Raw genomic sequence first — 26,763 nt, 5'->3', positions numbered from 1 at the left:
TAATTGATCAAGGACTAAACTCCCATGACTCTACCTCGACTCGATAGTGTAAAGAAAACGGTTAGTTGGATTGCACTTCTACTGCTAACCACATCTGCCAGCACACAGGTAGAAATACACGATAATCAATTGAACTCAAGTGAAGTGATTGATGTTCAATACTTAATAAGCGAATCTACGTTGAACTGTTCTTTTAACACCTCAAGTGGAGAATTAATAAGCTTTTATAAGAATCTTTTGGAAAATTCATCAATAAAGCAAAGAAATAGCCAGTTTATCATTGGAAATAGATATAAAGTAAAAAATGTAAAATCAATAAATAGTAAATTTAAGAAAACGAAAAATGAAATATCTAAAAATATGGATACCGATTTCAATAAATTCGGTGTGAGAGTACTTAGGATTTCTAGTTTTACTCAAAATGGAGATAGTGAAAATTTCGGATATTACATTATTTTAAAAGGTAAACCTTCATTCAATAAGAGTATTTTACAGAAGCATAATATAGAATTAGCCTATTCAACTATAGAAGAGACAATTGGTGGTAACACACGGGTTCGATGTATTTTAGTCGGTTAATAGTTATATTTAAAAACATATTGTTGGTAATTTGAAGGTTGAAATCATGTTTAAGATATCACTTTTCCTATTAGGTCTTTTATTTTTAGTATCTTGCACCCATGATGCTGTTAATCATAGTATTGAAGAAGAGAAAGGGTTAAATACCATAAATGATTTATATAAAAACACAGCATTAGAAATAAAAATTTACTTTGATAGTAAAGATATAGAGTCATTTAGCACGTCTGAATATATTATTAGGCAATCAAATACAAGTAATACTTTAGATTTTTCTATAAGATCTTATCTTGACGGTGTAAGTGAGGAAGAATTAGATTTAGGTTTTAAAACAAACAACTTAGGGATTAAATCTTTTGAAATTGAAGTTAAAGATAGGACAGCTTTGATAAACTTTATAGGTAAAGACCTAGATATTAAGAGTTCAGAACAAATCTTGAACTTTGACTATAATATTTATAAGACAGCTGAGCAATTTGATTATATAGATGATGTTAAAATATGCATCAACAATATTTCCAACTACCAAATGTCTTTTCTGGCCAAAGAAGAACCAATTGATTGTCCATTTAGTTTCTAAATCAGTTTTTGGTAATTTTAAGTATACTAAAGCCGTATTTCTGTTCATGCCTACCAGATAATTTACAATACAGACAGGTGGCTGAATGATTCTACGATAGTGTTGTGTTAAGAATGGTGTATTTACATTCCATTACCGATAAAGTATCAAGTTAAAACAGATAAAGCAGAAATACTGTCCAAGAGCTTTAAATCAATGTCTCCACCGAACTATTATATCAAAGGTGATTCGATCGAAGCTTTTGATCAAAATGAAGACTGGGTAAAAGTCTCTTATAAAAACGGCACTAAATTTGGTTGGATCGATAAGCGTCATTTGAGTCCAGTTTTAAACTAATCCTTGATATTCTCTACTTTAAGCACCTATATCTTAGTGATCATGGTATGAGTATATAGGTCAATACCACCTACTAATACATCTCTCAATACGGCTTCGACCCTAAACTTAGCGCCTTAGCCATCTACCATTTCCTGCCATCTTATACTATCTTTATCTAAACAAAATACTGTACATTATAAGCCATAAAATACAATGAGTAAGAAAGTACAGTCATGAAAACAGATACCAATAACCCACTAACCTTTCGAAAATACCCTTCAACGACCGCGCTACAATGCTTTGAGACCGCAGCTAGGCATTTAAGCTTTACCAATGCCGCGCAAGAGATGCACATGACTCAAAGCGCTATTAGTAAACAAGTCGCGCAGTTAGAGGAGATGTTAAATATTGCGCTTTTTTATCGCACCCCGCAGCGTATCTCACTGACGCCTGCTGGCAAGGCTTATTATCTTGAAGTGCTCAGTATCCTTAAACATATCGAGGTGGCAACCACTAATTTGATGTCGCACAGTGATAACACTGAGGTGCTCAAAATCGTCTCGTATCCAACGCTTTGCTCGCGCTGGCTGCTTCCAGCTCTCAGCGGCTTTAGTCAGACTTATCCATTAATTAATTTAGATATTAGAGAGCAGGCGGGGCCGTTTTTCTCCGAAGATCAGAATGCTGATGTTGCTTTTTTATACGGCGATGGTATTTGGGCAGGGATGGAGGCAATCAAACTGTTTGATGAGTACAGTGTCGCCGTTTGCCAGCCTGAATACTTGCAGAATAAAAACCTTAATGCAGGCACTATGGATAATTTCACACTGCTACAATTAAGCTCTCGTCCTAGCGCTTGGTACGAGTATTTTAAACAGCAAGATATTAGTATGGATGGCACCTTTGTCGGGCCGCGTTTTGATACTTTTCACGCTTGTATAGCTGCAGCTTTGCTAGGTTATGGAGTAGCCTTAGTGCCGCTGCGTTTGGTCGAGCCTGAGCTGCAGACTGGCTCACTGGTCATGGCGTGGGATTATGCGGCAAAGGGGCGGGGGGCTTATTACTTTTGTTATCCGTTGTCCTTGGGTCGGTCGCATAAAGTAAAAGTGCTACAAGAATGGATTACTCATTATCTTAAAACTTCGGATCATGATAAAAAAGAGCTTAAAATTACTTTTTAACGACAACCACGATTCTATTGTCAATTGACCAAAAAATTTGGGCTTATACTCAGATTTTTTGCGTTTAAGCTCACATTTTTATATTAACAAGATGCAATGACAAAAAGGAATGCAGTCACAACTATTATTCGTTTGCTGGTTGCCCTAGGTTTTGCTGAAATGGCTGAAATATCTAACGCATTGTGGTTTTGCTTTTAAAATAGATTAATCTTACATTTTGTGCTCTGCTTAATATGTCAGTTTTCAAAAGGATAACAGTTATGGATAACGCTAGTGCTTCTATAAACAGTGCTTTTACAAATAATGATGATTTTATAAGTAGTGATGATATTCGTCATGAGTTTGCGCTTGCGATGTCCGCCATGTATCAGCAGGAAGTACCGCTTTATGGCGATTTGCTTGATTTGGTTGATGAGGTCAATACAGAGGTGCTAGCCAAGCAGCCCGATATCAAAGAGCAGCTTGAGTACACAGGAGAGCTTGCAAGATTAAGTATGGAGCGTCATGGTGCCATTAGATTGGGTACAGCGGATGAGCTTAGCACGATGCGCCGACTGTTTGCGGTGATGGGCATGTATCCGGTTGGCTATTATGATCTAGCGCCAGCAGGTGTTCCGGTGCATTCTACCGCTTTTCGCGCTATTGATGCAGAGGCGCTAAGTAACAGTCCTTTTCGGGTGTTCACTTCATTATTACGCTTGGATCTTATTACCGATGAGGTGCTTAAGCAGCAAGCAAAGGCTGCGTTAAGTAAGCGTAAAATATTCACTGACCAAGCAATTGCGCTTATCGACAAGTTCGAATCTCAGGGCGGGTTAAATTTAGCGGACACGAAACAATTTATCATTGAAGCATTAGAGACATTTCGTTGGCATGAGCAAGCGCCCATTTCAAAAGGTCTGTATCAACAACTTGCCGATCAGCACGCTCTGATCGCTGATGTGGTTGGTTTTAAAGGTCCACACATCAATCATTTAACGCCAAGAACCCTAGATATCGATGCGGTACAACAAGGTATGCAGGCGCGCGGTATACCACCTAAAGCTATTATTGAAGGACCACCAAAACGCGACTGTCCTATATTATTAAGACAAACCAGCTTTAAAGCGTTAGAGGAAGCGGTTAGTTTTAAAAATGAGCAAGGCAGCTATGAGCAAGGTCAGCATACTGCTCGCTTTGGTGAGATCGAACAGCGCGGGGTAGCACTTACGTCTAAGGGTAGGGCGCTTTATGATAAATTGCTTAACAAGGCGCGTCATCAGCTAGGCGCGACGCCGAATCAAAATAATGCCTCAGACTATTATGAAATTTTAGCGAAAAGCTTTGCCGCGTTCCCTGATGATTATCAGACTATGCATGACGAGGGGCTGGCTTATTTTTACTATCAAGCGGTTGAGCAAAGTATCAATGTTGACGCCAAAACTAGACTAGCAAAAGCAGAGATAACGCAATTAATCAATCAAGGTGCTATTCGTATTGAGCCTATTGTTTATGAAGACTTTTTGCCAGTAAGCGCGGCTGGTATTTTTCAGTCCAATCTAAAAAACGCTGAGCAAAATGACGAGCCGGGTTATAAAGGTAATTCAAATAAACAAGAGTTTGAGCAAGCGCTAGGAGCTCAGGTCTATGACGAGCTTGCCTTATACGAGGCCATGCAAGCTCAAAGTCTAAAACAGTGTCTGACGGCAATAGAGCGCTGTGCGTAGATAAATGGTTATTGTTTTTGGTCCATTCCAAAAAGGAATGAGATTAAGAATTTTATTATTTTGCAACTTTTTGAGCCGTAAGGTAATTTAAAAGGTCTATTAAGAGTGTTATCAAAGGACGTTATCAACCACACAAAGGATTGAATATGATTAAGCAATACATGTCAGCCATGGGCGTCAAAGAAGAACAATATCAACATGGTGATTTTGAAGTGACCACTCCTATTGATGGCTCAGTCATCGGTAAAATTACCCTAGATAGCGTTGATGACGTTAATACTAAAATACAGAATGCCAAACAAGCTTTTAAAGAGTGGCGCACAGTTCCTGCTCCTAAGCGTGGTGAGCTGATTCGTCTGCTTGGTGAAGTGCTGCGTGAGCATAAAGAAGATTTGGGCACGTTATTATCTTATGAAGCAGGTAAAATCACCGAAGAAGGCCTAGGTGAAGTGCAAGAAATGATCGATATCTGCGACTTTGCAGTCGGAGTGTCGCGCCAGCTCTACGGCTTGACTATTGCCTCAGAGCGCCCCGGTCATCACATGCGCGAGACTTGGCATCCACTCGGCGTCGTCGGCGTCATCTCTGCCTTTAATTTCCCGGTCGCAGTATGGTCTTGGAATACCGCTCTTGCTATCGTCTGTGGTAATCCGGTTATTTGGAAACCCTCAGAGAAAGCGCCTTTGGTGGCGCTTGCTTGTCAGGCACTGTTTGAAAAAGCTTTAGCCAAATTTGGCGACGCTCCTGAACATTTATCGCAAGTGATATTGGGTAAAACCGATATCGGCAATGCCTTAGTCGAACATAAAGACGTGGCCTTAGTCAGTGCAACCGGTAGCACGCGCATGGGACAAACGGTCGGTCCAAAAGTCGCTGAGCGTTTTGGTAAATGCTTGCTTGAGCTTGGCGGTAACAACGCTATGATTTTAGCGCCAACCGCAGATCTGGATTTGGCATTACGCGGTATCTTGTTCTCAGCGGTAGGTACTGCCGGTCAGCGCTGTACGACTCTGCGCCGTGTTTTTGTGCACGAGTCCGTCAAAGACGATATCTTACCACGGGTCAAATCTGCTTATGAGACTGTCAGTATCGGACATCCGCTAGAGGGTAACCTCGTCGGCCCGCTTATCGATAAAGACAGTTTCGATAATATGCAAGCCGCGCTCAAAAAAGCCAAAGATGCGGGCGGTAAAGTCATGGGCGGCGAGCGCGTACTGGCAAATAAATACCCTGATGCCTATTACGTCAAACCAGCAATTGTCGAATTTGATGAGCAAAACGATGTAGTAAGAACGGAGACCTTTGCGCCTATTTTATACGTCATGCCCTATAGTGATTTTGATGAGGCACTCGAGATGCAAAATGACGTGCCCCAAGGGCTGTCATCTTGTGTGTTCACCAACGATTTACGTGAAGCGGAGCTGTTTTTGAGCGATCGCGGTAGTGACTGCGGTATCGCTAACGTCAATATTGGTACTAGTGGTGCTGAGATCGGCGGTGCGTTTGGCGGTGAAAAAGAAACTGGCGGCGGCCGCGAATCTGGCTCCGATGCTTGGAAAAACTATATGCGTCGTCAGACCAATACGGTTAATTATTCAACCGAGCTACCACTGGCGCAAGGCATTAATTTCGGATAATGGTGTTGTTAATACGCTGTACTCAATTACTGGTAATAAGAAGCGTCTAAGTATGTCTTATCGCAGTAGATTTCATTTGTGCTCAGACGCTCTAACAATAACAATGCTTAAGTTGGTTAAAGTTTCTATCAGTAATGTATTAGCAGTAGTGTATTAGCAGTAGTGTATTAAAGATAAGCAGCCATGGATCGGTTGCAACTATGATAAATGATTAAGATTTAAACCCAATATTACTCTCTACTAGCATTTAGGCCAACACTAAGGAAGGTGTCGCATGCTTGAACCCAGACCTCGTAATTTTGACCCTAATAGAGATGGCTATGGCCCATCCTCTAGCTTTTTACTCGATATCGCCCCTTTAGTATTGACTGCCATAATCCTCATGGTGCAGTTCTTCGTATTCAAAGACTTCACGCCGCATATTCCATTAGCTTGCGGTATTTTGATCACCGGTTTGTTTATGAAGCTGCGTGGCCGTGATTGGGAAGGCATGGAGGAGCGGTTTTTAAGAGTCATTAAAATAGGTCTGCCGGCGATGATTATTCTGATGGGCGTTGGTATGCTTATCGGATCATGGATCATAGCTGGCACAGTTCCGACTATTCTTTATTATGGCTTTAGTATTTTTTCTCCGTCCTCGTTTTTATTCTCTGTTTGTATTATCTGCGCCATTATCTCTGTCGCTACAGGTACTTCGTGGGGAACGGTAGGTACGGTTGGACTTGCAATGATGGGCATCGGCGTTGGGCTGGGTATTCCGGCGCATTTTACTGGCGGAGCTATTGTCTCCGGCGCGTTTTTTGGCGATAAAATGTCGCCTTTGTCAGACACCACTAACCTGACGCCTGCCGCCGCTGGCGTCGAGCTTTGGGATCATATTCGCGGCATGCTACCAACCACCGTTCCTGCCATGATTGTCGCTTTGGCTATTTACGCGTGGATTGGCATGGGCTATGGCGATGACAGTATTGATCTGTCATCAATTCAAGCTTTGCAAACCAACTTGGCTGACAATTACAACTTAAGCATTATTACTTTACTGCCAGCTCTGGTAGTAATTGTCGCCGCCGTTATGAAAATGCCAGCTATACCTACTGTTTTAAGCGGTGTGGTTGTAGCGTCGCTCATCGCGTTTTTTATGCAAGGGGTAGGGGTTAGCGATATTTTTAATGTATTGCAAAATGGCTTTGTTAGTGAGACTGGCTTTGAGGTGGTTGATCAGCTGCTCTCAAAGGGTGGCGTCATGTCGATGACTTGGGTCATTACCTTGACTATCTTTGCCCTAGCATTTATCGGCTCGCTTGAACATTACGGTACGCTCAAAGCGATCATGGTAAAAATAAATAAAGTGGTAAAGTCGCGTTTAAGTCTGATTTTAACCACTTATGCTAGTGTTTTGGGCGTCGGTACGTTGATAGGCGATGTTTACACCACGCTAGTGCTGCCTGGACGCTTATTAAAAGATAAGTACAAAGAGATGGGTTATAAGCGCACGACACTGACACGCTCCATTGAAGATAGCGGGACGCTGTTATCGCCGCTTATCCCTTGGAACATGGGCGGCAGCTTCGTCGCTGCGACACTTGGTATAGCCACATTAACCTATGCCCCCTTTGCTTTTGCTTGTTGGTTATCACCTCTATTTGGACTGCTATGGGCATTTACCAATAAGTTTATACCGCGCGAGGAACCATCAAAAGAAGGTATTGATTCTGCTTCTTCTGTAAATATGGACTCTACTGTTAATAAAGCATCGTAGGTCAAGGATAAGGGAAGTTAACAATGTTACAAGACCAATGCTTATGGAACATGACAGCGCCCAATATTGATACCTACAGTCAGTTAAGTAACGACACTCAAGCGAGCGTTTGTATCATTGGCGGCGGTTATACTGGGCTATCAGCAGCGATACATTTGGCCGAAAAAGGTGTTAAAGTTGTCTTGCTTGAGAGTCAAGCGATTGGCAATGGCGGTTCAGGTAAAAGTGTAGGTTTGGTCAATGCAGGAACTTGGGCGCGTCCCGATGATCTGAACGTTACTTTAGGCGAGTCGGTAGGTGAACGCTTAACCGAAGCGCTTGGACTAGCGCCAAGCTTGGTATTTGATTTAATCAAGCGTTATGATATCGACGCGCAAGCGACGCAAAACGGCAACATTCATATGGCTCATAATGCCAAAGGTGAGGCCGATGTCGAAGTCAGATATGAGCAACTGCGCCGCCGCGGTGCCAATGTTGAGATATTAACCGGTAGTCGCTGTCATGAATACTGCGGCACCAAAAGCATTAATAAGGCCCTGCTAGATCACCGTGCCGGCACAATCAATCCGCTGGCTTATGTTAGAGGCCTCGCCAAAGTAGCGACAGATCTTGGTGTAACTATCTACGAGCATTCAGCCGTTGAAGCACTACAAAAAGTAGAGGGCTACTGGTATGCCAGAACCGCTAAAGCTCGCGTAAAATCTGAGCGCGTCATTATCGCCACCAATGCCTATACCGAAGGCGAGTGGACGCAAATTAAAAAGACCTTTTATCTGGTTTATTATTATCAAATTGCTTCTGAGCCGCTAACGGGCGCGGCAGCCGAGCGCATTTTGCCTCATAAAATGGGCGCCTGGGACACACGTCTTGCGCTATCTAGCTTTCGCCGTGACAAGGACGATCGTTTGTTATTAGGTACGGTAGGCGGCACCCAGCTTAAACCCAAATCCTTTTATCAAGCATGGGCCAATAATGTGCAAAAAAGCTATTATCCTGATCTGCCCGCCTTTAATTGGCAGTATGAGTGGTGCGGTAAATTTGGTTTTACGCCGGATCATATTTTTCGAGTATTAGAGCCCGATGAAGGTATCATAACGGCCACTGCTTACAATGGTCGCGGTATCACCACGGGAACTATGATGGGTAAATGTTTTGCCGATTATATTTTGAGTGGAGATAGAGCGAATATTCCTTTGCCGTTTAAGACGTTAGAAGAGTGCAAAATACCGCTAAGTACGCTTAAATCCACTTTTACCGAGGTGGGATTAACGCTTTATCATGCCGGACAGTGTTTGCGGATTATTGGGTAAGATGGTTAGAGCGTTCTTAAGAGTTGGAGCGCGAAAACTTATCCTGATATTGTTTTGGCGTCAGTTCAGTTGCGCGTTTAAATAGCCGACTAAAGGATGAGATATCACTATAACCAACTTGAAAAGCAAGCGACTTTATCGTCACCTCTTTGGACTCCAACAGCCGCTTGGCCTGCTCAATTCTCACCGCTTGTATATACTCAATCGGGCGCATGGCAGTACAAGCCTGAAAGCGCCGGTTTAACGTGCGTGGGGTGATGTTGACCATGGCGGCCAAAGTACTAACTTCAATGGACTGACTAAAATTATTTTCGATAAAGGCTTGCACCTTTTTAACCAAGGCATCTGAGTGCGGCTTATGCAAAGTCACATTGCTATAGCTGCCTTGACTGCCACGTTTGCTATCAATAATTTGCGTTTTTGCCACCTGCGTTGATACCTCCCGCCCGCAGTAGCGCTCGATCAATAACAGCGCCAAATCATAAAAAGCACTACCGCCCGCCGCGCAAAATATATTCTCTGACTGAGTAACAAATTGGTTCTCTTGCAAGTCAACCAGCGGGTAATCGCTTTTAAACTTATCTGCATAACCCCAATGGGTAGTGGCGGTTTTGCCGTCTAGCAGCCCTGCTTTGGCTAAAAAAAACGCACCGCTGCAATTGCTGGCGATATCGGCTTGCGTGCTGGCAAGACGCTGTAAATGCGGTAGTAATTCACGATTTTGTAGCAAAACCTTATCTATCGAATCGCCAATGGTCGGAATAAGTAATAAATCGCAGTCTTGCACTTTAGCAATATCACAGTGCGCCTGCATGATTAAGCGGTTGCTACATCGAATATCTCTGCCGCCAAGACTGGCGATTTGCACCTTAAATTTAGGCTGCACCTCCATATCTAAAAAACGCTGCCAACTGACGCCAGTAAATGAAAATAGATCCAGCGCCCCTGATAACACACTACCTAACACGCCATCGAATCCCAAGATAATGACTTTAAAAGGCTCGCGGTTTGGCATGGGTTTATGTCCTTTTATCATTTTCTTTTAGTTTTGTAGCTGGCTTAACTTTAAAGATATGCAACATTGTGCTACTGGTATAAATTTTCCTTGCTGGCTGCTTACATGAATTTCACAGAGGCTGCGCAAAATTTATCCCAGTAGCACTGTTACACCTCCGAAGTGTTACAACTATATTTAGATTTGATTAGTTGACGTATGCTTGTGCTTTTAGCACATTATTTTGCTATAGCTAATAAATAAATGTCGCTTTTCACCTTAATTATGTCATAAATGACAATACGGTACAGGGCTAAATTAGATTACTATTGATACAACCACTACTTTTATTATTCACTGACCAAACACGACTTAACGAGAACACTATGGCCACCGATACCCTGATTAATGACTTTGAATTACCGTTTCAACTATATGATGTACTAAATGTTGAAGCTTTGACCCAGCATCCTAAGTTCTCCGAGCACAACCGCGAGACCTTTGATGCGGTATTAGATACTGCTGATAAAATTGCGACCAATTTATTTTTACCGCACAACCACCTTGCCGATAAAGACGAGCCTTACTTCAATGGTAAAACGGTGTCGATGATAGACGAGGTCAAAGTAGCCTTTGATGCTTTTCGTGAGTCCGGCTTTATCGCTGGTCGTTATAGCTTTGAAGACGGTGGTATGCAATTACCTGAGACCGTAATGACGGCGGTGGCAGGCTATTTTATGGCGGCTAATCCCTCGACGACCGCGTATCCTTTTTTAACCACCGCCGCGATCAATGTGATCTCTCATTTTGCCAGCGACGAGGTCAAAGACGCCTTTATGCCGCGTATGCTCACCGGCGAATTCACCGGTACGATGGCCTTGACCGAACCGCATGCAGGCTCATCGTTATCGGATATTAGAACCACTGCAACTGAGCAGGAAGACGGCTCTTATCGTATCAAAGGCAGCAAGATTTATATCTCCGGCGGCGACCATGAGCTGTCCGATAATATCGTGCATTTGGTACTGGCAAAAATTCCAGGCGGGCCTGGCGGCGTTAAGGGAATCTCTTTATTCGTGGTGCCCAAATACCGTCTAAAGGAAGATGGCTCAATAGGCGAGCGCAACGACGTACATCTCACCGGACTGCTGCACAAACTGGGTTATCGTGGTACTACTTCTACTGCTTTGAGTTTTGGTGATAAAGGCGAGTGCTATGGTTACCTTGTAGGCGAACCACATTTTGGTCTGCGTTATATGTTTAAGATGATGAACGAGGCGCGTATTGGAGTCGGATTTGGTGCGGCGATGATTGGCTATCGCGGTTATCAATACTCGCTTGATTATGCTAAAGACAGAACTCAAGGTCGCATCGCACCTAAGAATAAACCTGAAGATGAAGCCATCGCTATCATCAATCACGGTGATGTCAAACGTATGCTGCTGGCACAAAAGGCTTATACAGAAGGCGGCATGGCGCTATGTCTCTATGGCTCCAATATTATCGACCGTATTAATACTACCGATGACGAAACCCTCAAAAACGAGCTGTCAGAATTATTAGATTTATTAACGCCAGTCATCAAAGCATGGCCGTCTGAATATGGTCCCAAGGCCAATGACTTAGCCATTCAAGTGTTGGGCGGTGCCGGATATACGCGCGAATATCATGCTGAGCAGTATTGGCGCGACAATCGTCTCAATCCTATTCATGAAGGTACTAATGGCGTACAAGCACTAGATTTGTCATTTCGTAAACTGTGGCAAAAGGATGGTCTGGGCATTCAGGTTTTAAAACGTGAGATTACGCAAGACTTGGAAAGTATCAGCACACCAGGGGCGGCAAAATTGGCGGGTAAGCTAACACCTTATATGGCTCATTTGCATGAAGTATTAGTACATTTAAGCAAGATATTACCGACTGAAAAAGCCATTACTTTAACCGGCAACGCGCAAGCCTTGATGAATGTATTTGCTTCAATCGTGGTTAGCTGGATTTGGATCCGCCAAGCGAGTAAAGCGGAGCAATTGCTTGCTAATGAGCAAAACTCTTCTACTAAAGACAGCGATAAGCAAAACTTCTATCATGGTAAAATCCAAGCGGCAAAATATTATATCGATTGGGAATTGCCAACCATTCAGCGCGATATTGCTTTGCTTAATAATGATAATGCCGTGTGCACCGATATGCAGGCGGAATGGTTTTAAAAGTATTTATTTAAAATTTAAATTTAATCAAAACTTTAAAGGAATAAACAATGACAATAAATGGCGTTCAAACCACAGAACTTGTTAATCTACCCGCGTCAAACGTAGCGGACAAACGGATTTTAATTACTGGCGGTGCCTCCGGTATTGGTGCGGCTAGCGCACTGCTATTAGCCAGTCGCGGCGCTAAAGTAGTGATTGCTGATTTGAATGAGGAGCTAGGTGCAGCGGTCGCTAAGCGCGGGCAAGACGCGGGCAATAGCGTTAGCTTTCATAAGGTAGATGTGACTAGCGGTAAAGAGGTACGCGCGCTATTTAAGTTTGCTATGGACAAGCTTGGTGGTTTAGATGTGGTCATAAATAATGCTGGTATCGACCATCATCCAGCACCTATGCACGAGATCAGCGAAGAGGACTTTGACCGTAATATCGCGGTGAATCTAAAAGGCGTCTGGCATTGTATGCGCGCGGCGGTTGGCTGCATGGCACCCAATGGCGGCGGTCATGTCATCAATATTGCCTCCATTGCCGGATTGCGCTCAGCGCCCTTATTGTCAGCTTATAGCGCGGCCAAACATGGGGTGATGGGATTGACCAAGTCCGCCGCTCATGAGTACGCGCGGGTCAATATTCGTTTCAATGCCGTTTGCCCCAGTTTTATCGATACGCCAATGGTACAGAGCACCATGGCAAAAATAGATGAGCGCGCCCAACAAGCGACCATTAAAGCTAGTCCGATGCGCCGTTTAGGAGAAGTCGATGAAGTCGCAGGCGCGATTGCATGGCTGGCAAGCGATGAGAGCAGCTTTATGAATGGTCATGCGTTCACCTTAGATGGTGGGATGTTAGCTTAGAGATTGATTACTTTTAGTATTTTACAAATAAGGGAAAATTATGAAAAACCTATTTGATTTAACCGGAAAAATTGCATTGGTGACTGGCGCCAGTCGCGGTATTGGCGAATCTATTGCTCGTCTGCTTGCAGCGCACGGTGCCCATGTGATTGTCTCTAGCCGCAAAATTGACGCTTGCCAAGCGGTCGCTGATAGTATTAACGAGAATGGTGATAAGGCCAGCGCCTATGCTTGTCATGTAGGTGAGATGGAGCAGATTGATGCTATCTTTGAGCATATAAAGAATGAGTTTGGCCGTATTGATATCTTAGTTAATAACGCTGCTGCTAACCCTTATTATGGACATATTTTAGATACCGATTTAGGCGCGTTTCAAAAGACCGTCGATGTCAATATCCGTGGCTATTTCTTTATGTCGACGGCGGCAGGTAAAATGATGCGCGAGCAGGGCGGCGGGGTTATTTTAAATACTGCTTCAGTTAATGGTATTGTAGCCGGCGACAAGCAAGGCATTTACTCTATTACCAAAGCGGCGGTGATTAGTATGACTAAAGCCTTTGCTAAAGAGTGTGGTCCGTTGAATATTCGTGTCAATGCATTATTGCCGGGGCTTACCGATACTAAGTTTGCCTCAGCTTTAACTACTAATGAGAAAGTGTTAAATATGGCACTACATGCTATTCCATTAGGACGAGTCGCTGACCCTGATGAGATGGCAGGTACAGTTCTATATCTGGTCTCTGATGCCTCAAGCTATACTACTGGTGCGTGCGTACTGGTCGATGGTGGGATGCTGGCTTAATTATTTATCAACCTTATCAGCCACAATTGGACAAAATAAAAGGACAAGTTATTTAAATCTTGTCCTTTTATATTATGTCGATATTAAATACGTCATCTTTTAAGAGATATATTTATATAAGCATTACTTCTTAATTTATCCTTCACAGGCGGCGCTGGCAGCTTGGGCTTTTTCATAAACTCCATCGGCGTCCAACCCTAAAGCGTTAACGTCAGCCAAGTATTTATTAGTGCCTTCTAATAAAGGACCTTTCCAATCAGGATCGTTTAAGGGATCGGGAATATCAATAATGGTATCGCCTTTAGCACGCGCCTCTTCCATAAACTTGGCGTCTTCTCTATCAAACATCTCTCCTGCGATGTCAGCCATCACTCTACCTGAATTATCATCAATGATCTTTTTCAAATCATCAGGCAGGCTTTCATACTTATCCTTATTCATGGTGACCAGCAAGGCTGAGCTATAAAAGGGGATATTGGTATGAGCACTGGTTATCTCTGTGAGTTTAAAATCACCAGTAGGACTCCAAGGCAAGCTTAAACCGTCAATAACACCTCTTTGCAAAGAGGTGTAGATATCAGTTGCTGGTAATCCTACAGGAGAGGCGCCAGTCGCCTCAATGATATCGCCTGCGACTGCCGAAGGTCTACGAATGCGCATACCTTTCATATCTGCTGGTGTACGAATAGGCGTATCTACGGTATGCAATACCCCAGGACCTGCACCCATCATAAATAGTAGATGCGTATCTTCGTATTCGCCCGCAAGCGTACCATCGTCATAGAGAGTTTGTAGCATACAACTCATCTGACCCGCTGAATTCGATAAACCTGGCAACTCAGCAATAGTTGTTAAAGGAAAGCGTCCGGCTGTGTAGCCATGAGCCTGCGAGCCGATATCAATGGTACCCTTAGCAGCAGCATCGTAAGTAACATCAGGTTTGCTTAGCGTTGCTGAGGGATAAAGCTCTACTTTTAAGCGACCGTCTGATTCTTCTTCTAGCCTTTGAGCCCAAGGTGCGAACACATCCGTATGCATAGCTGAAGTTGCTGGCCAAAAATGCGAAAATCGTAAAGTAGTGGTTTCCTGTGTCGCAGTAGCAGCAGAAGCCTCTTCATTGCTATCTGTTTGATTAGAACAACCAGCCATGCCTAGCGCTATTGCCATAGACAAAAACATAGCCCCAACTTTAACTTTAGTAGTCATATTTATTACTTCCTTGTAGATAAATTAAAAACATTAATTACTTGCAATATACTACACAAAATTTACAATGATGTAATCGTTTTTCTCAACTAAATATTGTTCAGTTTGATATAAATTATGGTTTGATGAAGTTAATAAAAAAAACCTCATGGATATTCAATACAATATCCATGAGGTTTTATTATAAAATTAATAGTTTTTTCTCAGACCACCTCTCTTATATTCTATATCTTTTGTAGTCTGTGTAAGTAACGAGCATGCTCTTTTTTTAAGCATTTAACAGAGTTAAACATCAAAATCTACTATCGCCGTTTCAGTTTGCACATGAGCCTGGCAGGTCAGTACGTAGCCAAGATCTACTTCATAATCTTCAAGTCCGTAATTGACGTCCATAGTCGCCTCGCCTTCAACCATTTTGGCTTTACAAGTGGCGCAGACACCACCCTTACAAGCAAAAGGTACACTTGCACCTGCATCAATCGCCGCGTCAAGTACACTTTGACCTTCGGCTAGCCCAATAACTTGCTCGCGACCACCAGAGATGATTTTGATTTGTTTATCAGCATCGCTATGGACAACAGGACGACGTACCGTTTGGCTAGTAGGGGTACCAAATAATTCAAGATGAATCTTCTTTTTATCAATACCTTTGTCAATCAAAGCCTCTCTAAAACCTTCGATAATAGGTAGTGGGCCGCATAAGTAAGTGTGATCCAAGGTATCTGTATTAATAAAAGCGGATAGTAATTGCTCAAAGCGCGCGCCTTCAGGACGAACCGACAAAATCTCTAAATCTCTAGGCTCACGGGTTAACACATGAACGATGGAGAGGCGATCCATATACTTATTTTTTAGTGCTTCTAGCTGCTCAAAAAACATCACAGTTTGTCGCTTGGCATTAATATAAATAAAATCTACCTGCGTATGTTCAGTGTTTTCAAGTAAGTAGGTCGTCATTGCCAAGATAGGCGTAACACCGCTACCAGCTGCAACAAATAAATACTGCTTTGCTCGCTGCATCTCTTCAGTATCATCTATCGGCAAGCGAAAGTCGCCTTGCGGTGCCATAACCTCTAAAACATCACCTTCTTTTACCGTGCTAGAGATATGCTGCGAGAAGACGCCCTCGGGTACATTTTTAATACCTACACGTAGATAATTATCACCCATTTGGCATATCGAATAAAAACGCTCAACATCTTCATCAGCAATTTGCATTTTGAGTTTGAGGTGTTGACCGGGGAGGGCTTTGAAATGATCTGATAGATCTTGCGGGATATCGAATTTGAGTGTCACTGCTTCATCAGTTTCAGGTAGTACTTCAACAACCTTTAGCGGGTGATAAACAGACATAGTTATTCCTTTAAAATTTGTCTATGAAGTTAGTCGTAAATTTCTAAAATTAGCTGCAACAAATGATCAAGCTAGTAAAACTTTGAGTTAATGACATTTAAAGTATTCAAACGGCTCTTTGCATTCAAGACACTTATATAGAGATTTACAGGCCGTAGCACCGAACTGACTGACCAATTGGTATTCAAGGCTACCACAGTTGGGACAGCGTCTGGGCTCATTGTCATCTCCTGTACCAGGCGGAGCTATGCCATAAGTCTCAAGCTTGACGATCGCTTCAGGTGTGATCCAATCCGTCGACCATGCTGGAATCAACTGCTCTTTTAAAAGGGGCTCAGGATAGCCTGCATCAGTTAAAGCATCACTAACCATTTTTCTAATAGCAGCGGTAGCAGGACAGCCAATATAAGTAGGAGTAAGGGTAACTGTAATAGTTCCAGCTTTATCATCAATACTGACATCACGAATAATACCTAGATCATCTAACGTAAGTACCGGTACCTCAGGATCAGGCACTTCAGCCAAGATTTGTTTGATCTCATCAATATCAAGCATCGGAGTTAGTTGAATCTTAGTCATATTAGTACCTATCAGTTAGTCATTACTTACTAGTCACCTACCATTTAGCATCAGGAAACTGGCGACGTAAAGATTGCATCTCTGCCAGCATCAGACCAAGGGTTTCGGTATGCAAACCTTGCGTACCACCGCTATGGTGGTAAGTATCTTGCGGTAAAGTCAGACCTGCTTCTTCAATAAGGGCAAGAGCATCTTCACGCCACTTTGACTTTATGGCAGACATAGAGCTTATAATGCCAAGCTCTTCAGCCGACTGAATAGTTTCGTCCTCTTCAAAGAGCTCATTGGTGTAGGCCCAAAGGTCATTTAAAGCATCCTGCAATCTTCGGTGACTCTCTTCTGTGCCATTACCCAAACGTACTAGCCAAGCACGCTGATGAATATAATGGTATTGCACCTCTTTTGAAGATTTAATAGCAATATCTTTAAAAGCCTCGACACTACTATTTTGCATCTCTTGATAAAGATAATTAAAATAAGTACTAATAAAGAAGCCACGTAAGGTGGTGACAGCAAAATCTCCTTTGTCCAGCTCAGCTAGCAGATAATTGGTATACTCACGCTCATTGCGAAAATAAGCCAATCTATCGGCATCTCTTTTTTCTTCGTCGTGCTCAGCTGCCACCTCTAACCAAGCCATAGCCTGACCTAAAGTATCTAGGCCAATATTTGCAAGCGCCAATTCTTCTTCGATAGTGGGCGCATGACCCACCCATTCACAATGACGCTGCGCTAGTATCAGCGTAGTATCGCCTAAGCGTAGGGCGTAATCAAAAAGCGTTTTTTCATTATTTATAGCAGTAGTATTCATAACAGTATCCATTAATAAATATCGTCAATTACATATGGCCCACTTCATCTGGAATCGTATAAAAAGTAGGATGACGATAAATTTTATCAGCGGATGGTTCTAAGTAGCTCTCTTGATCGTCAAAATCTAGCGAGGTAATACTATTAGATCTAACCACCCAAATAGAGGTACCTTCACTGCGGCGGGTATATAAATCGCGAGCGTTTTGTAGTGCCATCTCATCATCGGTGGCATGTAGGGACCCGACATGCTGATGAGATAAGCCAGCTTTGGCTCTGATGAATACTTCGTATAGTAGCGGTTTACTCATTGCTAACTCCTTTAGCTTGGAAGGAATATCAGATAGTAACTGAAACGTTTTCTGACAATCAGATCCATCTGATGATGTGTTAATTAAGAATAGATAGAATTAAAAAATAATGAGTAGCGATAATAGTTAACTATCGCCACTCTAGGTAGACTAATTTTGAAAGTATATAAAAAAGCTACTTGATCGAAAAAGTTGATTAAGCTGCTTTTTTTACTCTTTGTTTGGCATCATAGGCAAGTCCAGCTTCAACGACCCATTTGCCTTCTTCTTGAGCCTGACGACGGGTGTTCATGCGATCTTTGTTACAAGGACCGTAACCACGGACCACTTGTTTAAACTCCTGCCAGTCTATTGGACCATGGTCATAATGCCCCGTTTCTTCATTCCACTTTAGATCAGGATCAGGGATAGTCAAACCTAAGTACTCTGCTTGCGGTACGGTTATGTCAATGAACTTTTGACGCAGCTCATCATTACCAAAACGTTTGATTTTCCACTCCAATGATTGATCAGTGTTAGTCGAATCCTTGTCGTGAGGTCCAAACATCATTAGTGCCGGCCACCAAAAACGATTGATTGAATCTTGTACCATCGCTCTTTGTTCATCATTGCCTTCTTTGACCAGCTCGGTCAATAACTCATAGCCTTGACGTTGGTGAAAAGACTCTTCTTTACAGATACGTACCATAGCGCGAGCATAAGGACCGTAAGAAGTACGCTGTAAAGCTACCTGATTAACAATAGCTGCGCCATCTACTAGCCAACCAATCATACCCATATCCGCCCAGCTTCTAGTAGGATAGTTAAAAATAGACGAGTACTTCATCTTACCCTCAAGCATAGCATCAATAGTCGCTTGTCTCTCAGCGCCTAACGTCTCTGCTGCACAGTACAAATAAAGACCATGCCCCGCTTCGTCTTGAATCTTAGCCATCAAAATGGACTTACGGCGCAATGAAGGCGCGCGAGTTAGCCAGTTCGCTTCTGGCAACATACCAACGATCTCAGAGTGAGCATGTTGTGATATTTGACGGATCAAACTCTCACGATAAGCTTCTGGCATCCAGTCTCTTGGCTCTATTTTGACATCACGGGCAATTTTATCTTCAAACTTGTTAAGCTCAGCATTACTCATAATTTACTCCTTGTTATAGGCTTTCCATGAATAGTAGAAGGTATTAGCTGTCTAGTATTCTAATAACATAGAGTCTAAATAAGCTTTAAAATCTACATTATATTTAGAGGCTGATATTTAAAAATTGTATACTACTAATTATATAATAATAACTATATAACATCAAATTACATTGTAAAAAGTATAATTAGATATAAATATAGCATATTATTGATAGGGCACACAGTTCATTATTTGTATCAAGTATTTCTACCTGACCTCTAATTACCTTACTGCCTGCACGTATCACTTTAGCCTTGATAGTAACTTTACCAGACTTTACGGGTCTTAAAAACTCAGTACTCGAATTTAAAGTGACTATTTCTCTATCTTGCTCGATTTGAGCCAAAACCGGAAAAACCAATAACGAGTCTGCTAAAGCCATAACGGCTTGACCTGATAGAAGCTCATAAGCATTTGGTGCAGGCACTTTTCTATATAAATCAGGATTGTAAGCCAACTCATATAAAGCCTTACCTGCTGTTAGTTCTATTATCTCTACCGAGAAATTATTGAGTACCCAAGCAGGAAAAACATCATTGATTTGTTTATCAATAATATGACCATACTTTGTCGTAATATTAGCATTCGCTTTAATCATTAGTAAAAAATTCCAATCAAGATGTATTTTATTCTAAATGGTTTTTTAAAATCTAAAAACAGCAAATTATTTAAAATCTAAACTAGGTTTCTATTAATTTTCCTATTAGCTCTAATGGTGCTATTTGTTTTTATAAAAAACGGCAGGACGCTTTTCTAAAAAAGCGGTAACGCCTTCTTTATAGTCATCACTAAAACCGGCTTGTTGCTGATAATTGGCTTCAAGCTTAAGTTGCTCTTCTAATGAGTTATAAGTGGCAGCATTTAATGCTTTGATAGTCAGTGCGGTACCAAGCGCTGGACCATGAGCTAGGGCAGTTGCCAGAGCAAGAGCTTCATCCATAAGTCTCTCGGACTCATAAACCCTCCAAACCAAACCATATTCTAAAGCTTGCTCAGCACTCAAAGTGGCATTGGTCAGTACCAAAGCTTTAGCGCGGGCAAGGCCAACGAGTTGTACTAAAGTCCATGTCAGGCCTGAGTCTGGTACCAAACCTATTTTGCCAAAAGCCATAGCAAATTTGGCTTTATCAGCACATAAAACGATATCACAAGCCAAAGCAATACCAATACCAGCGCCAGCCGCGACACCGTTCACGACTGCGATAGTAGGCTTACCTAAATCTTTTAGACGTCTCATTAAGGGGTTGTAAAACTCAGTAATGGTTTGACCTAAATCATAGGTCTGCTTACGAGGGTCGCGATTGCCCAGATCTTGTCCAGCACAGAAGCCTTTGCCTGCACCGGTGATAATAACGGCTCTTACTTGTTCGTCTTCTACTACCTCATCAAGGGTAGCGGCTAGAGCTTTATGCATCTCTTCATTGAACGAGTTGAGCTGTTTGGGACGATTTAGGGTGATAGTTGCGACACCATTTTGAATGGTCAGCTGAATAGTATCTGATGAATTGGTTTTAGCAGTCATTATTATTCTCAGTCCATTGAGTTCTTTGAAAATAGGTTAGTTTTTAAAAATAGGTTAAGGTTTTTTATACCATAGTGCTTGTTCAATAATAGTAGTGAATATTATCAATATAGACAAGCTAAAAAAAGAAAAACAGCCAAAAATAATAAAATTTGACGTGTCTTTTATATTAATTATTATTATAAGTTATTGATATTAAACAACAATACAAAGACACTAGCTTAACTATATTTTGTGTACTAGTGTACACTCTATTGCATCACAAATCATAATGTAGTATGGTTTTTTAACTTATTAGGATGTATCAACGAATAAAAGTAAAACTCTAAAAGTAAAAAAGATTAGGTTAACAAAACGTAAAGACTGTAATAGCTATTTTAATCCCTACAAGGAGCAGTAAATGTCAGATTTATACGAAAAACATGAAGAGACCTTATCAAAGGCCAGAGACGTTATCCATACTCGGGAAGAATGGTCAGCTTATCCAGAGATGCCTAGCGAGAAGCATTTTGGTGAAGGCTCAAAGCAGAAGGGCGAAGATGATTTCAAGGCGCTCTTAGGCGGCAAGTACGAATTTAAAGTACCTATGCAAGATGCCGAGTATGTTCAATGCGATGCCACATCCCCTTATGGTATTGACATGAGTATGCAATACCCAAAACTTGATAAAGATACTTTATTAGAACGCTCACAACAGGCTCAAAAACAGTGGCGTAAGCTTGACAACGACACCCGTTTTGGGATTTGTATGGAGATGCTTGATAGACTATCTAAGCAGTCGTTTTTGATGGTGCATAGCATCATGCATACCACCGGTCAGCCTTATATGATGTCGTTTCAAGCAGGTAGCGCCCATGCGCTAGAACGCGGTCTAGAAACGGTTGCTTATGCGGCCAATGCTATAGAATCAACTGCCAAGACTATCCAGTGGGATAAAGTGACAGGGAAAGACAAAGAAGGCAATCTCATCTCAGTTAAGATGGATAAGACCTTTAAACCCCGCGGTAAAGGCGTTGGCGTTATGATTGGCTGCGCCACTTTCCCGACGTGGAATGGTTATCCTGGACTATTTGCCAGCTTATCGACGGGTAACAGCGTTATCGTTAAGCCCTCAGATAAAGCAATCCTACCTTTGGCTATCACTGTCGATATCATGCGTGAAGTCTTACAAGACAATGATATCAACCCTGATGTGGTACAACTGGCGATCTCTAATGGCGATCATAGCTATACACAAGATATTGTCCAAGATGATCGTATTAAGATGATTGATTTTACTGGTGGTAATACCTTCGGTGATTGGCTCAAGAAGAATACCGATGGCGTACAACTGTATTTAGAACAAGCGGGTCTTAATAATATTCTTATCGAATCAACCGATAATTTTAGAGCAATGACCAGCAATATTGCTTTCTCGTTATCGCTATATTCAGGTCAGATGTGTACCGCGCCGCAAAATATTTATATCCCAAAAGACGGTATTGACACCAACGATGGTCATAAGAGCTTTGATGAAGTCGCTGCTGGTATCGCTACCGCAACTGAGAAGTTATTAGGTGATGACAGACGTGCTTTTGCCTTACTAGGGGCGTTAAACAGCGAAGATGTTAATAAACGCGTACAGCAAAGCGCCGATAGTAATAAAACCTTTGTACTTGGGATGAAAACCGCAGATTACGCTGATTTCCCTGATGCCAAAACAGCCAAACCGCAGCTCATCAAAGTCAGTAAAGATGATGCAGAGATGTATGAAGAGCAGTTTGGTCCGATAGCTTATGTGATCGCTACCGATGATGCGCAAAACGCACTTGAGCTGGTTTGTGACAGTATTGAGCAGCATGGTGCAATGACCACGGCTTTGTATAGCACAGCAGAAGATTTCAAACAGCAGGCTATGGACGAGATTGCGGACGCAGGCTCGCCACTATCCGTGAACTTGACTGGCGGCGTTTATGTCAATCAGTCCAGTGCTTATTCAGACTTTCATGGTTCAGGTCTTAATCCTGCGGCTAATACCTGCTTGACCGATTTGGGTTTTGTAGCCCCGCGTTTTGGTTGGGTTACGGTTCGCGAACAGACTAATTAAGCCTTGAGGTCTATATCAAAGTTTAATATATAAGTTAAGAAATTAGGCTTATTTTAGAGTACCTACAAAGGTACCTATAAACTACTAATAGAGCCTATTAGCGATACGCAGTAGGCTTTATTGTTTTGGTCTTCTATCTTATTTATACCGTTATTGGTGGGTATAAACGCTGATCATAGATACATAAGTTTTATGATATACAAGGATGTAGTATGAGTAACGAGAATGTCATCGTTGGTGTCATCGGTGCCGGTACCATGGGTCAAGGCATAGTGCAGCTGGCGCTACAAGCAGGCCACAGTGTCGTACTTGTCGATCAAGCAGACGAGCAACTACAGTCTGCGAAGTCAGCACTTGACGATCTATTCACCAAATTTGTCAAAAAACAAAAAATCACCCAATCCCAAAAAGACAGCTGGCTATCCTCGCTTACCCTAAGTGAGGATAGCAGTCAGTTGACTGATGCAAAACTGGTTATCGAAGCCATCGTTGAGCGTATGGATATCAAGCAGCAAGTTTTTAGCAAGCTTGAATCTATTGTTAGCCCTGACGCTATTTTGGCGACCAACACCTCCTCTTTGTCTGTCACCGCTATCGCCTCAGCGCTGGCAAATCCGCAGCGCTTTATTGGCTTGCACTTTTTTAATCCGCCCGGCATCATGCCTTTAGTTGAAGTCATCGACGCGCTACAAACCGATGCTAAAACTACCCAAACCTGTATGGATCTTATGCAAAGCTGGGGCAAATCGCCCGTACGCTGCAAAAATACGCCGGGATTTATCGTCAATCGCGTCGCCCGTCCTTTTTATACCGAAAGCTTTCGGCTGCTTGAAGATCAAATCACCACGCCTGCCAACCTTGATGCCAGTATCCGTAGCGCTGGCTTTAAGATGGGGCCTTGTGAATTGACGGATTTTATTGGGCAAGATATCAATTATGCGGTGAGCTGCTCTTTGTTCGACAGCCTGTTTTACCCGGCACACCTGCGTCCAAGTTATATACAAGGTAGCTTAGTGGAAGCAGGCTTCCTAGGTCGCAAGAGTGGCAGAGGTTTTTATGACTATGATGATAGCGCTAAAAATACTCAAGATTCTTCCACAAAGACAAATCAACAACGGGTAAGTTTCTCAGCTTATGGCAAGCATCCTTGGATCATTGAGCAATTAAATAATAAAGATGTTCAAGGTACTGATAGCGACTTGATGTCAAAAGCCGCTCTAGCGGACGCACCAACATTAGACGCTCTTATCGGCGTTTTAGAAAACAACGTCCATTTATACGCCTCAGATGGCAAGCTAGCTGAAGATTGGGAAGCAGCGCTACAAGTTCCAGTTGTACTAGTAGATATCAAACATCCTGATAAAAACGAGGCAGCGGTAGCGATAGCTGTTGGGCCTAAAGCGACTGATCTGATGACCGGTAAACTACCGCAAACTTTAGGTAAGATTGATTGGATCGAAGTTGCTGATTGTCCCGGTTTAATTAATCTACGCGTTATTAGTATGATTATCAATGAAGCCGTCATTTGTGCCACGCAAGGTATCGCTAGTCCTGAGGGAATCGACAGCGCGCTCAAAGGTGGGGTTAATTATCCGCTAGGCGCTTTTGAATGGCTGGAATTTATCGGAGTTGAGATCATTGTCAATACACTCACAGCGCTACGCCAAATGTATGGTAGCGGCCGTTACGTAGTACCGCGTATGCTGGCTATGCAACTAAATGATATGCAAAAAGGAGCTAGCAATGGCTTATAACAATGATAATGGCCAAGCAAATATAAGCAACGAGTCAACAAGAGCGCCAAGTTACAATAGCTCGTTGCCTTTAGACGCAAGTCTAAATGTATCTAACAACACTAAGATTGGTGATGACGCTCAAAAAGGCGCGGATGAGAAAGCATTAACTATCGCTAATAAGATGTTGGCTGAAGATCATTATTCACAGCATTTAGGCATTGAGATAGTCACGGCTAAAGCGGGCTACTCGGTGTGTAAAATGCAAGTTCAACCCTTTCATTCAAACGGACATGGCAACTGCCATGGCGGCGCTATATTTAGCTTAGCGGATACTACCTTTGCACATATTTGTAACGCTCATAATCAAATCACCGTGGGTCATATTTGTACAATTGCTTATTGGCGTCCTGCTAAGATCGGTGATGAGCTGTATGCTTATGCATATGAATCAGGGGTGCATGGGCGCTCCGGATCTTACCGTATAGAGATCACTTGCGGGGACAACGGTGAGCTGATCGCTGAATTTCAAGGATTTAGCCGCTCGTTGAAGGGTCAAAACCATTTGTAATCGCTGCTTTTAAAATATTTCTGTCAAGCGCATTATCATATCCAACGTTATACAAACTTATTAACCCAGTTTAGTCACTATTTTAAGAAGGAATTTAAAATGAGTTTAGAATATTACAACCGTATCGAAGTTGCCTCTCGTGATGAGATATCTGCCCTGCAATTAAAACGTCTTAAACAAACCGTCAAACATGCTTTTGAAAATAACGATTTTTGGAAAAACCGTTTGGCAAGCGCCGATGTACATCCCGATGATATTAAGTCGTTAGAAGATATTAGCAAAATTCCCTTTATGGTCAAAAATGACTTTAGGGATAATTATCCGCTAAAACTACTTTGCTCCGAGCGCCGTGAGGTCGTCAGGTTACATGGTTCATCCGGCACGACAGGGAAGCCTACTATCGTTGCTTATACTCGTAACGATATTGAGATGTGGTCAGAGGCGGTAGCACGCTCATTGGCTATTGCTGGGGTAACCTCAGATGATATAGTGCAAGTGGCTTATGGTTATGGGCTGTTCACTGGCGGCATGGGCGCGCATTATGGCGCTGAAAAACTGGGTGCTATGGTTATCCCCATCTCAGGGGGTATGACCAATCGTCAAATTCAGATCATTGAAGAGCTCAGACCGGAGGCGATGATGGTCACCCCCTCTTATATGGTTAATATCGCAGAAGCTATGGAGAAAATGGGGCAAGATCCGCGTAAGACCAGTTTGCGTGTCGGTATCTTTGGCGCTGAACCATGGACCAATGAGATGCGTACTCATATTGAGGAGCGTTTTGATATGGATGCGGTAGATATTTATGGACTCTCTGAGGTAGTAGGTCCTGGTGTTGCGCAAGAATCAGTCGTCAGCAAAGGCGGACTCACCTTTTGGGAGGATTTATTCTATCCTGAAATCATTAATCCAGAAACGGGTGAAGTATTACCTGATGGTGAGCAAGGCGAGCTGGTCATCACCACTCTTATGAAAGAGGCGATGCCTGTTTTGCGTTATCGCACGGGTGATATTACCCGTATCCTACCAGGAGATGTGCGCTCAATGCGCCGTATTGAGAAAATAACCGCTCGCAATGATGATATGATTATTTTGCGCGGGGTCAATATTTATCCTTCCCTGCTAGAAGAGCAGATTATGAAAGTATCTGGCCTATCCTCTAACTACCTAATAGAGCGTTACCGCATGGGTGCTATGGATCAGCTACGTATACGTGTAGAGCCAGTTGACGAAGATCAATCCAGCTCACGGTTGAAAAATGAGCTTATTTACAACATTAAATCGAATATTGGCGCTAGTGTCGATGTCATTATTGAGCCTGTTGGTATTTTGCCGCGCTCAGAGGGCAAAGCTAAACGGGTTATGGACTTACGTAGAAACATGTAGTAGTTAAGTCAATTTTTTTAGAATCAACTAAGAGGGCTTATAGGACAACCTTTAAGCCTCTTTTTAGCATCATTAGCCTACACCCAAAAAATTAAACCGTTG

General features: G+C 42.5%; 24 protein-coding genes. 15 read left to right on the top strand and 9 right to left on the bottom strand.

Going from position 1 to position 26,763, the window contains the following annotated elements; all coding sequences use genetic code 11:
* Positions 1–24 precede the first annotated feature (24 nt).
* The 8 genes from ACR63N_RS09190 to amaA all read left to right on the top strand — a co-directional run bounded on the left by ACR63N_RS09190 (position 25) and on the right by amaA (position 9,070).
* Positions 25–579 carry a hypothetical protein gene (locus ACR63N_RS09190; protein ID WP_367107043.1) on the top strand — a complete coding sequence of 185 codons (555 nt, stop codon included), beginning with the start codon at positions 25–27 and terminating at the stop codon, positions 577–579.
* A 46-nt stretch (positions 580–625) separates the two neighbouring features.
* Positions 626–1,159, top strand: a complete 534-nt coding sequence (locus ACR63N_RS09185; protein WP_472781897.1) for a hypothetical protein — start codon at positions 626–628, stop codon at positions 1,157–1,159.
* A 195-nt stretch (positions 1,160–1,354) separates the two neighbouring features.
* The gene (locus ACR63N_RS09180; RefSeq protein ID WP_367107041.1) at positions 1,355–1,495 is read left to right on the top strand and encodes a GW dipeptide domain-containing protein; all 141 of its coding nucleotides are present in this window, start codon (positions 1,355–1,357) and stop codon (positions 1,493–1,495) included.
* Positions 1,496–1,710: 215 nt separating this feature from the next.
* The gene (locus tag ACR63N_RS09175; RefSeq protein WP_367104115.1) at positions 1,711–2,658 is read left to right on the top strand and encodes a LysR substrate-binding domain-containing protein; all 948 of its coding nucleotides are present in this window, start codon (positions 1,711–1,713) and stop codon (positions 2,656–2,658) included.
* 260 nt (positions 2,659–2,918) lie between these two features.
* Positions 2,919–4,364, top strand: coding sequence for a 2-oxoadipate dioxygenase/decarboxylase HglS (gene hglS, locus ACR63N_RS09170; RefSeq protein ID WP_367107039.1), 1,446 nt, complete (start codon positions 2,919–2,921; stop codon positions 4,362–4,364).
* 146 nt (positions 4,365–4,510) lie between these two features.
* A complete protein-coding gene (amaB, locus tag ACR63N_RS09165) occupies positions 4,511–6,001 on the top strand; it encodes an L-piperidine-6-carboxylate dehydrogenase (RefSeq protein ID WP_367104117.1) in 1,491 nt (496 codons plus the stop codon).
* Positions 6,002–6,275: 274 nt separating this feature from the next.
* Positions 6,276–7,760: a Na+/H+ antiporter NhaC gene (gene nhaC / locus ACR63N_RS09160; protein ID WP_472781896.1), complete on the top strand. Its 1,485-nt coding sequence runs from the start codon at positions 6,276–6,278 to the stop codon at positions 7,758–7,760.
* A gap of 23 nt (positions 7,761–7,783) precedes the next feature.
* Positions 7,784–9,070, top strand: a complete 1,287-nt coding sequence (gene amaA / locus ACR63N_RS09155) for an L-pipecolate oxidase (protein ID WP_367107038.1) — start codon at positions 7,784–7,786, stop codon at positions 9,068–9,070.
* A 16-nt stretch (positions 9,071–9,086) separates the two neighbouring features.
* Here the strand turns inward: amaA and ACR63N_RS09150 are convergent, their stop codons facing one another.
* On the bottom strand, positions 9,087–10,085 hold the full coding sequence (locus ACR63N_RS09150; RefSeq protein WP_367107037.1) for a GlxA family transcriptional regulator: 999 nt from the start codon (positions 10,083–10,085) through the stop codon (positions 9,087–9,089).
* Between the two features lie 365 nt (positions 10,086–10,450).
* On the opposite strand from ACR63N_RS09150, the gene ACR63N_RS09145 reads away from it, so the two are divergent.
* The 3 genes from ACR63N_RS09145 to ACR63N_RS09135 are packed head-to-tail and all read left to right on the top strand — an operon-like array spanning position 10,451 to position 13,927.
* Positions 10,451–12,271 carry an acyl-CoA dehydrogenase gene (locus ACR63N_RS09145; RefSeq protein WP_367104121.1) on the top strand — a complete coding sequence of 607 codons (1,821 nt, stop codon included), beginning with the start codon at positions 10,451–10,453 and terminating at the stop codon, positions 12,269–12,271.
* Between the two features lie 50 nt (positions 12,272–12,321).
* Positions 12,322–13,125 (top strand): SDR family NAD(P)-dependent oxidoreductase, encoded by an 804-nt coding sequence (locus ACR63N_RS09140; protein WP_367104122.1) that lies wholly within the window; start codon positions 12,322–12,324, stop codon positions 13,123–13,125.
* 37 nt (positions 13,126–13,162) lie between these two features.
* Positions 13,163–13,927, top strand: a complete 765-nt coding sequence (locus tag ACR63N_RS09135; RefSeq protein ID WP_367104178.1) for an SDR family oxidoreductase — start codon at positions 13,163–13,165, stop codon at positions 13,925–13,927.
* Between the two features lie 135 nt (positions 13,928–14,062).
* Here ACR63N_RS09135 and ACR63N_RS09130 read toward each other — a convergent pair whose 3' ends face one another.
* The 8 genes from ACR63N_RS09130 to ACR63N_RS09095 form a co-directional block, all read right to left on the bottom strand.
* Positions 14,063–15,133 (bottom strand): TRAP transporter substrate-binding protein, encoded by a 1,071-nt coding sequence (locus tag ACR63N_RS09130; RefSeq protein ID WP_367104123.1) that lies wholly within the window; start codon positions 15,131–15,133, stop codon positions 14,063–14,065.
* A gap of 285 nt (positions 15,134–15,418) precedes the next feature.
* The gene (locus ACR63N_RS09125) at positions 15,419–16,486 is read right to left on the bottom strand and encodes a 2Fe-2S iron-sulfur cluster-binding protein (RefSeq protein ID WP_367104124.1); all 1,068 of its coding nucleotides are present in this window, start codon (positions 16,484–16,486) and stop codon (positions 15,419–15,421) included.
* Between the two features lie 87 nt (positions 16,487–16,573).
* Complete coding sequence (gene paaD / locus ACR63N_RS09120) at positions 16,574–17,065, bottom strand: 1,2-phenylacetyl-CoA epoxidase subunit PaaD (protein ID WP_367104125.1); 492 nt, start codon at positions 17,063–17,065, stop codon at positions 16,574–16,576.
* A gap of 37 nt (positions 17,066–17,102) precedes the next feature.
* Complete coding sequence (gene paaC, locus ACR63N_RS09115) at positions 17,103–17,876, bottom strand: 1,2-phenylacetyl-CoA epoxidase subunit PaaC (RefSeq protein WP_367104126.1); 774 nt, start codon at positions 17,874–17,876, stop codon at positions 17,103–17,105.
* A 28-nt stretch (positions 17,877–17,904) separates the two neighbouring features.
* Positions 17,905–18,186, bottom strand: a complete 282-nt coding sequence (gene paaB / locus ACR63N_RS09110; RefSeq protein ID WP_367104127.1) for a 1,2-phenylacetyl-CoA epoxidase subunit PaaB — start codon at positions 18,184–18,186, stop codon at positions 17,905–17,907.
* Positions 18,187–18,382: 196 nt separating this feature from the next.
* Positions 18,383–19,321 (bottom strand): 1,2-phenylacetyl-CoA epoxidase subunit PaaA, encoded by a 939-nt coding sequence (gene paaA, locus ACR63N_RS09105; protein WP_367104128.1) that lies wholly within the window; start codon positions 19,319–19,321, stop codon positions 18,383–18,385.
* Between the two features lie 187 nt (positions 19,322–19,508).
* Positions 19,509–19,961, bottom strand: coding sequence for a PaaI family thioesterase (locus ACR63N_RS09100; RefSeq protein ID WP_367104129.1), 453 nt, complete (start codon positions 19,959–19,961; stop codon positions 19,509–19,511).
* Between the two features lie 120 nt (positions 19,962–20,081).
* Positions 20,082–20,885, bottom strand: a complete 804-nt coding sequence (locus tag ACR63N_RS09095) for an enoyl-CoA hydratase-related protein (RefSeq protein ID WP_367104130.1) — start codon at positions 20,883–20,885, stop codon at positions 20,082–20,084.
* A gap of 400 nt (positions 20,886–21,285) precedes the next feature.
* Here ACR63N_RS09095 and paaN point away from each other — a divergent pair, with 400 nt between their 5' ends.
* From paaN to ACR63N_RS09075, 4 genes are all read left to right on the top strand, one after another.
* Complete coding sequence (gene paaN / locus ACR63N_RS09090; RefSeq protein WP_367104131.1) at positions 21,286–22,971, top strand: phenylacetic acid degradation protein PaaN; 1,686 nt, start codon at positions 21,286–21,288, stop codon at positions 22,969–22,971.
* 212 nt (positions 22,972–23,183) lie between these two features.
* Positions 23,184–24,725, top strand: coding sequence for a 3-hydroxyacyl-CoA dehydrogenase NAD-binding domain-containing protein (locus tag ACR63N_RS09085; RefSeq protein WP_367107036.1), 1,542 nt, complete (start codon positions 23,184–23,186; stop codon positions 24,723–24,725).
* A complete protein-coding gene (locus ACR63N_RS09080) occupies positions 24,715–25,275 on the top strand; it encodes a hotdog fold thioesterase (protein ID WP_367107035.1) in 561 nt (186 codons plus the stop codon). The genes ACR63N_RS09085 and ACR63N_RS09080 overlap by 11 nt, the downstream gene beginning before the upstream one ends.
* A gap of 99 nt (positions 25,276–25,374) precedes the next feature.
* Positions 25,375–26,661: a phenylacetate--CoA ligase family protein gene (locus ACR63N_RS09075; RefSeq protein WP_367104134.1), complete on the top strand. Its 1,287-nt coding sequence runs from the start codon at positions 25,375–25,377 to the stop codon at positions 26,659–26,661.
* The last annotated feature ends 102 nt before the right edge of the window (positions 26,662–26,763 follow it).

Source organism: Psychrobacter sp. M4, assembly GCF_055699795.1.
The sequence above is the reverse complement of the archived record's forward strand: the minus strand, read 5'-3'. Positions and strand labels throughout refer to the sequence as shown.

Coding starts and splice junctions, on each gene's coding strand:
- ACR63N_RS09190 (WP_367107043.1), top strand. CDS start 25: ATGACTCTACCTCGACTCGATAGTGTAAAGAAAACGGTTAGTTGGATT.
- ACR63N_RS09185 (WP_472781897.1), top strand. CDS start 626: ATGTTTAAGATATCACTTTTCCTATTAGGTCTTTTATTTTTAGTATCT.
- ACR63N_RS09180 (WP_367107041.1), top strand. CDS start 1,355: ATGTCTCCACCGAACTATTATATCAAAGGTGATTCGATCGAAGCTTTT.
- ACR63N_RS09175 (WP_367104115.1), top strand. CDS start 1,711: ATGAAAACAGATACCAATAACCCACTAACCTTTCGAAAATACCCTTCA.
- hglS (WP_367107039.1), top strand. CDS start 2,919: ATGGATAACGCTAGTGCTTCTATAAACAGTGCTTTTACAAATAATGAT.
- amaB (WP_367104117.1), top strand. CDS start 4,511: ATGATTAAGCAATACATGTCAGCCATGGGCGTCAAAGAAGAACAATAT.
- nhaC (WP_472781896.1), top strand. CDS start 6,276: ATGCTTGAACCCAGACCTCGTAATTTTGACCCTAATAGAGATGGCTAT.
- amaA (WP_367107038.1), top strand. CDS start 7,784: ATGTTACAAGACCAATGCTTATGGAACATGACAGCGCCCAATATTGAT.
- ACR63N_RS09150 (WP_367107037.1), bottom strand. CDS start 10,085: ATGCCAAACCGCGAGCCTTTTAAAGTCATTATCTTGGGATTCGATGGC.
- ACR63N_RS09145 (WP_367104121.1), top strand. CDS start 10,451: ATGGCCACCGATACCCTGATTAATGACTTTGAATTACCGTTTCAACTA.
- ACR63N_RS09140 (WP_367104122.1), top strand. CDS start 12,322: ATGACAATAAATGGCGTTCAAACCACAGAACTTGTTAATCTACCCGCG.
- ACR63N_RS09130 (WP_367104123.1), bottom strand. CDS start 15,133: ATGACTACTAAAGTTAAAGTTGGGGCTATGTTTTTGTCTATGGCAATA.
- ACR63N_RS09125 (WP_367104124.1), bottom strand. CDS start 16,486: ATGTCTGTTTATCACCCGCTAAAGGTTGTTGAAGTACTACCTGAAACT.
- paaD (WP_367104125.1), bottom strand. CDS start 17,065: ATGACTAAGATTCAACTAACTCCGATGCTTGATATTGATGAGATCAAA.
- paaC (WP_367104126.1), bottom strand. CDS start 17,876: ATGAATACTACTGCTATAAATAATGAAAAAACGCTTTTTGATTACGCC.
- paaB (WP_367104127.1), bottom strand. CDS start 18,186: ATGAGTAAACCGCTACTATACGAAGTATTCATCAGAGCCAAAGCTGGC.
- paaA (WP_367104128.1), bottom strand. CDS start 19,321: ATGAGTAATGCTGAGCTTAACAAGTTTGAAGATAAAATTGCCCGTGAT.
- ACR63N_RS09100 (WP_367104129.1), bottom strand. CDS start 19,961: ATGATTAAAGCGAATGCTAATATTACGACAAAGTATGGTCATATTATT.
- ACR63N_RS09095 (WP_367104130.1), bottom strand. CDS start 20,885: ATGACTGCTAAAACCAATTCATCAGATACTATTCAGCTGACCATTCAA.
- paaN (WP_367104131.1), top strand. CDS start 21,286: ATGTCAGATTTATACGAAAAACATGAAGAGACCTTATCAAAGGCCAGA.
- ACR63N_RS09085 (WP_367107036.1), top strand. CDS start 23,184: ATGAGTAACGAGAATGTCATCGTTGGTGTCATCGGTGCCGGTACCATG.
- ACR63N_RS09080 (WP_367107035.1), top strand. CDS start 24,715: ATGGCTTATAACAATGATAATGGCCAAGCAAATATAAGCAACGAGTCA.
- ACR63N_RS09075 (WP_367104134.1), top strand. CDS start 25,375: ATGAGTTTAGAATATTACAACCGTATCGAAGTTGCCTCTCGTGATGAG.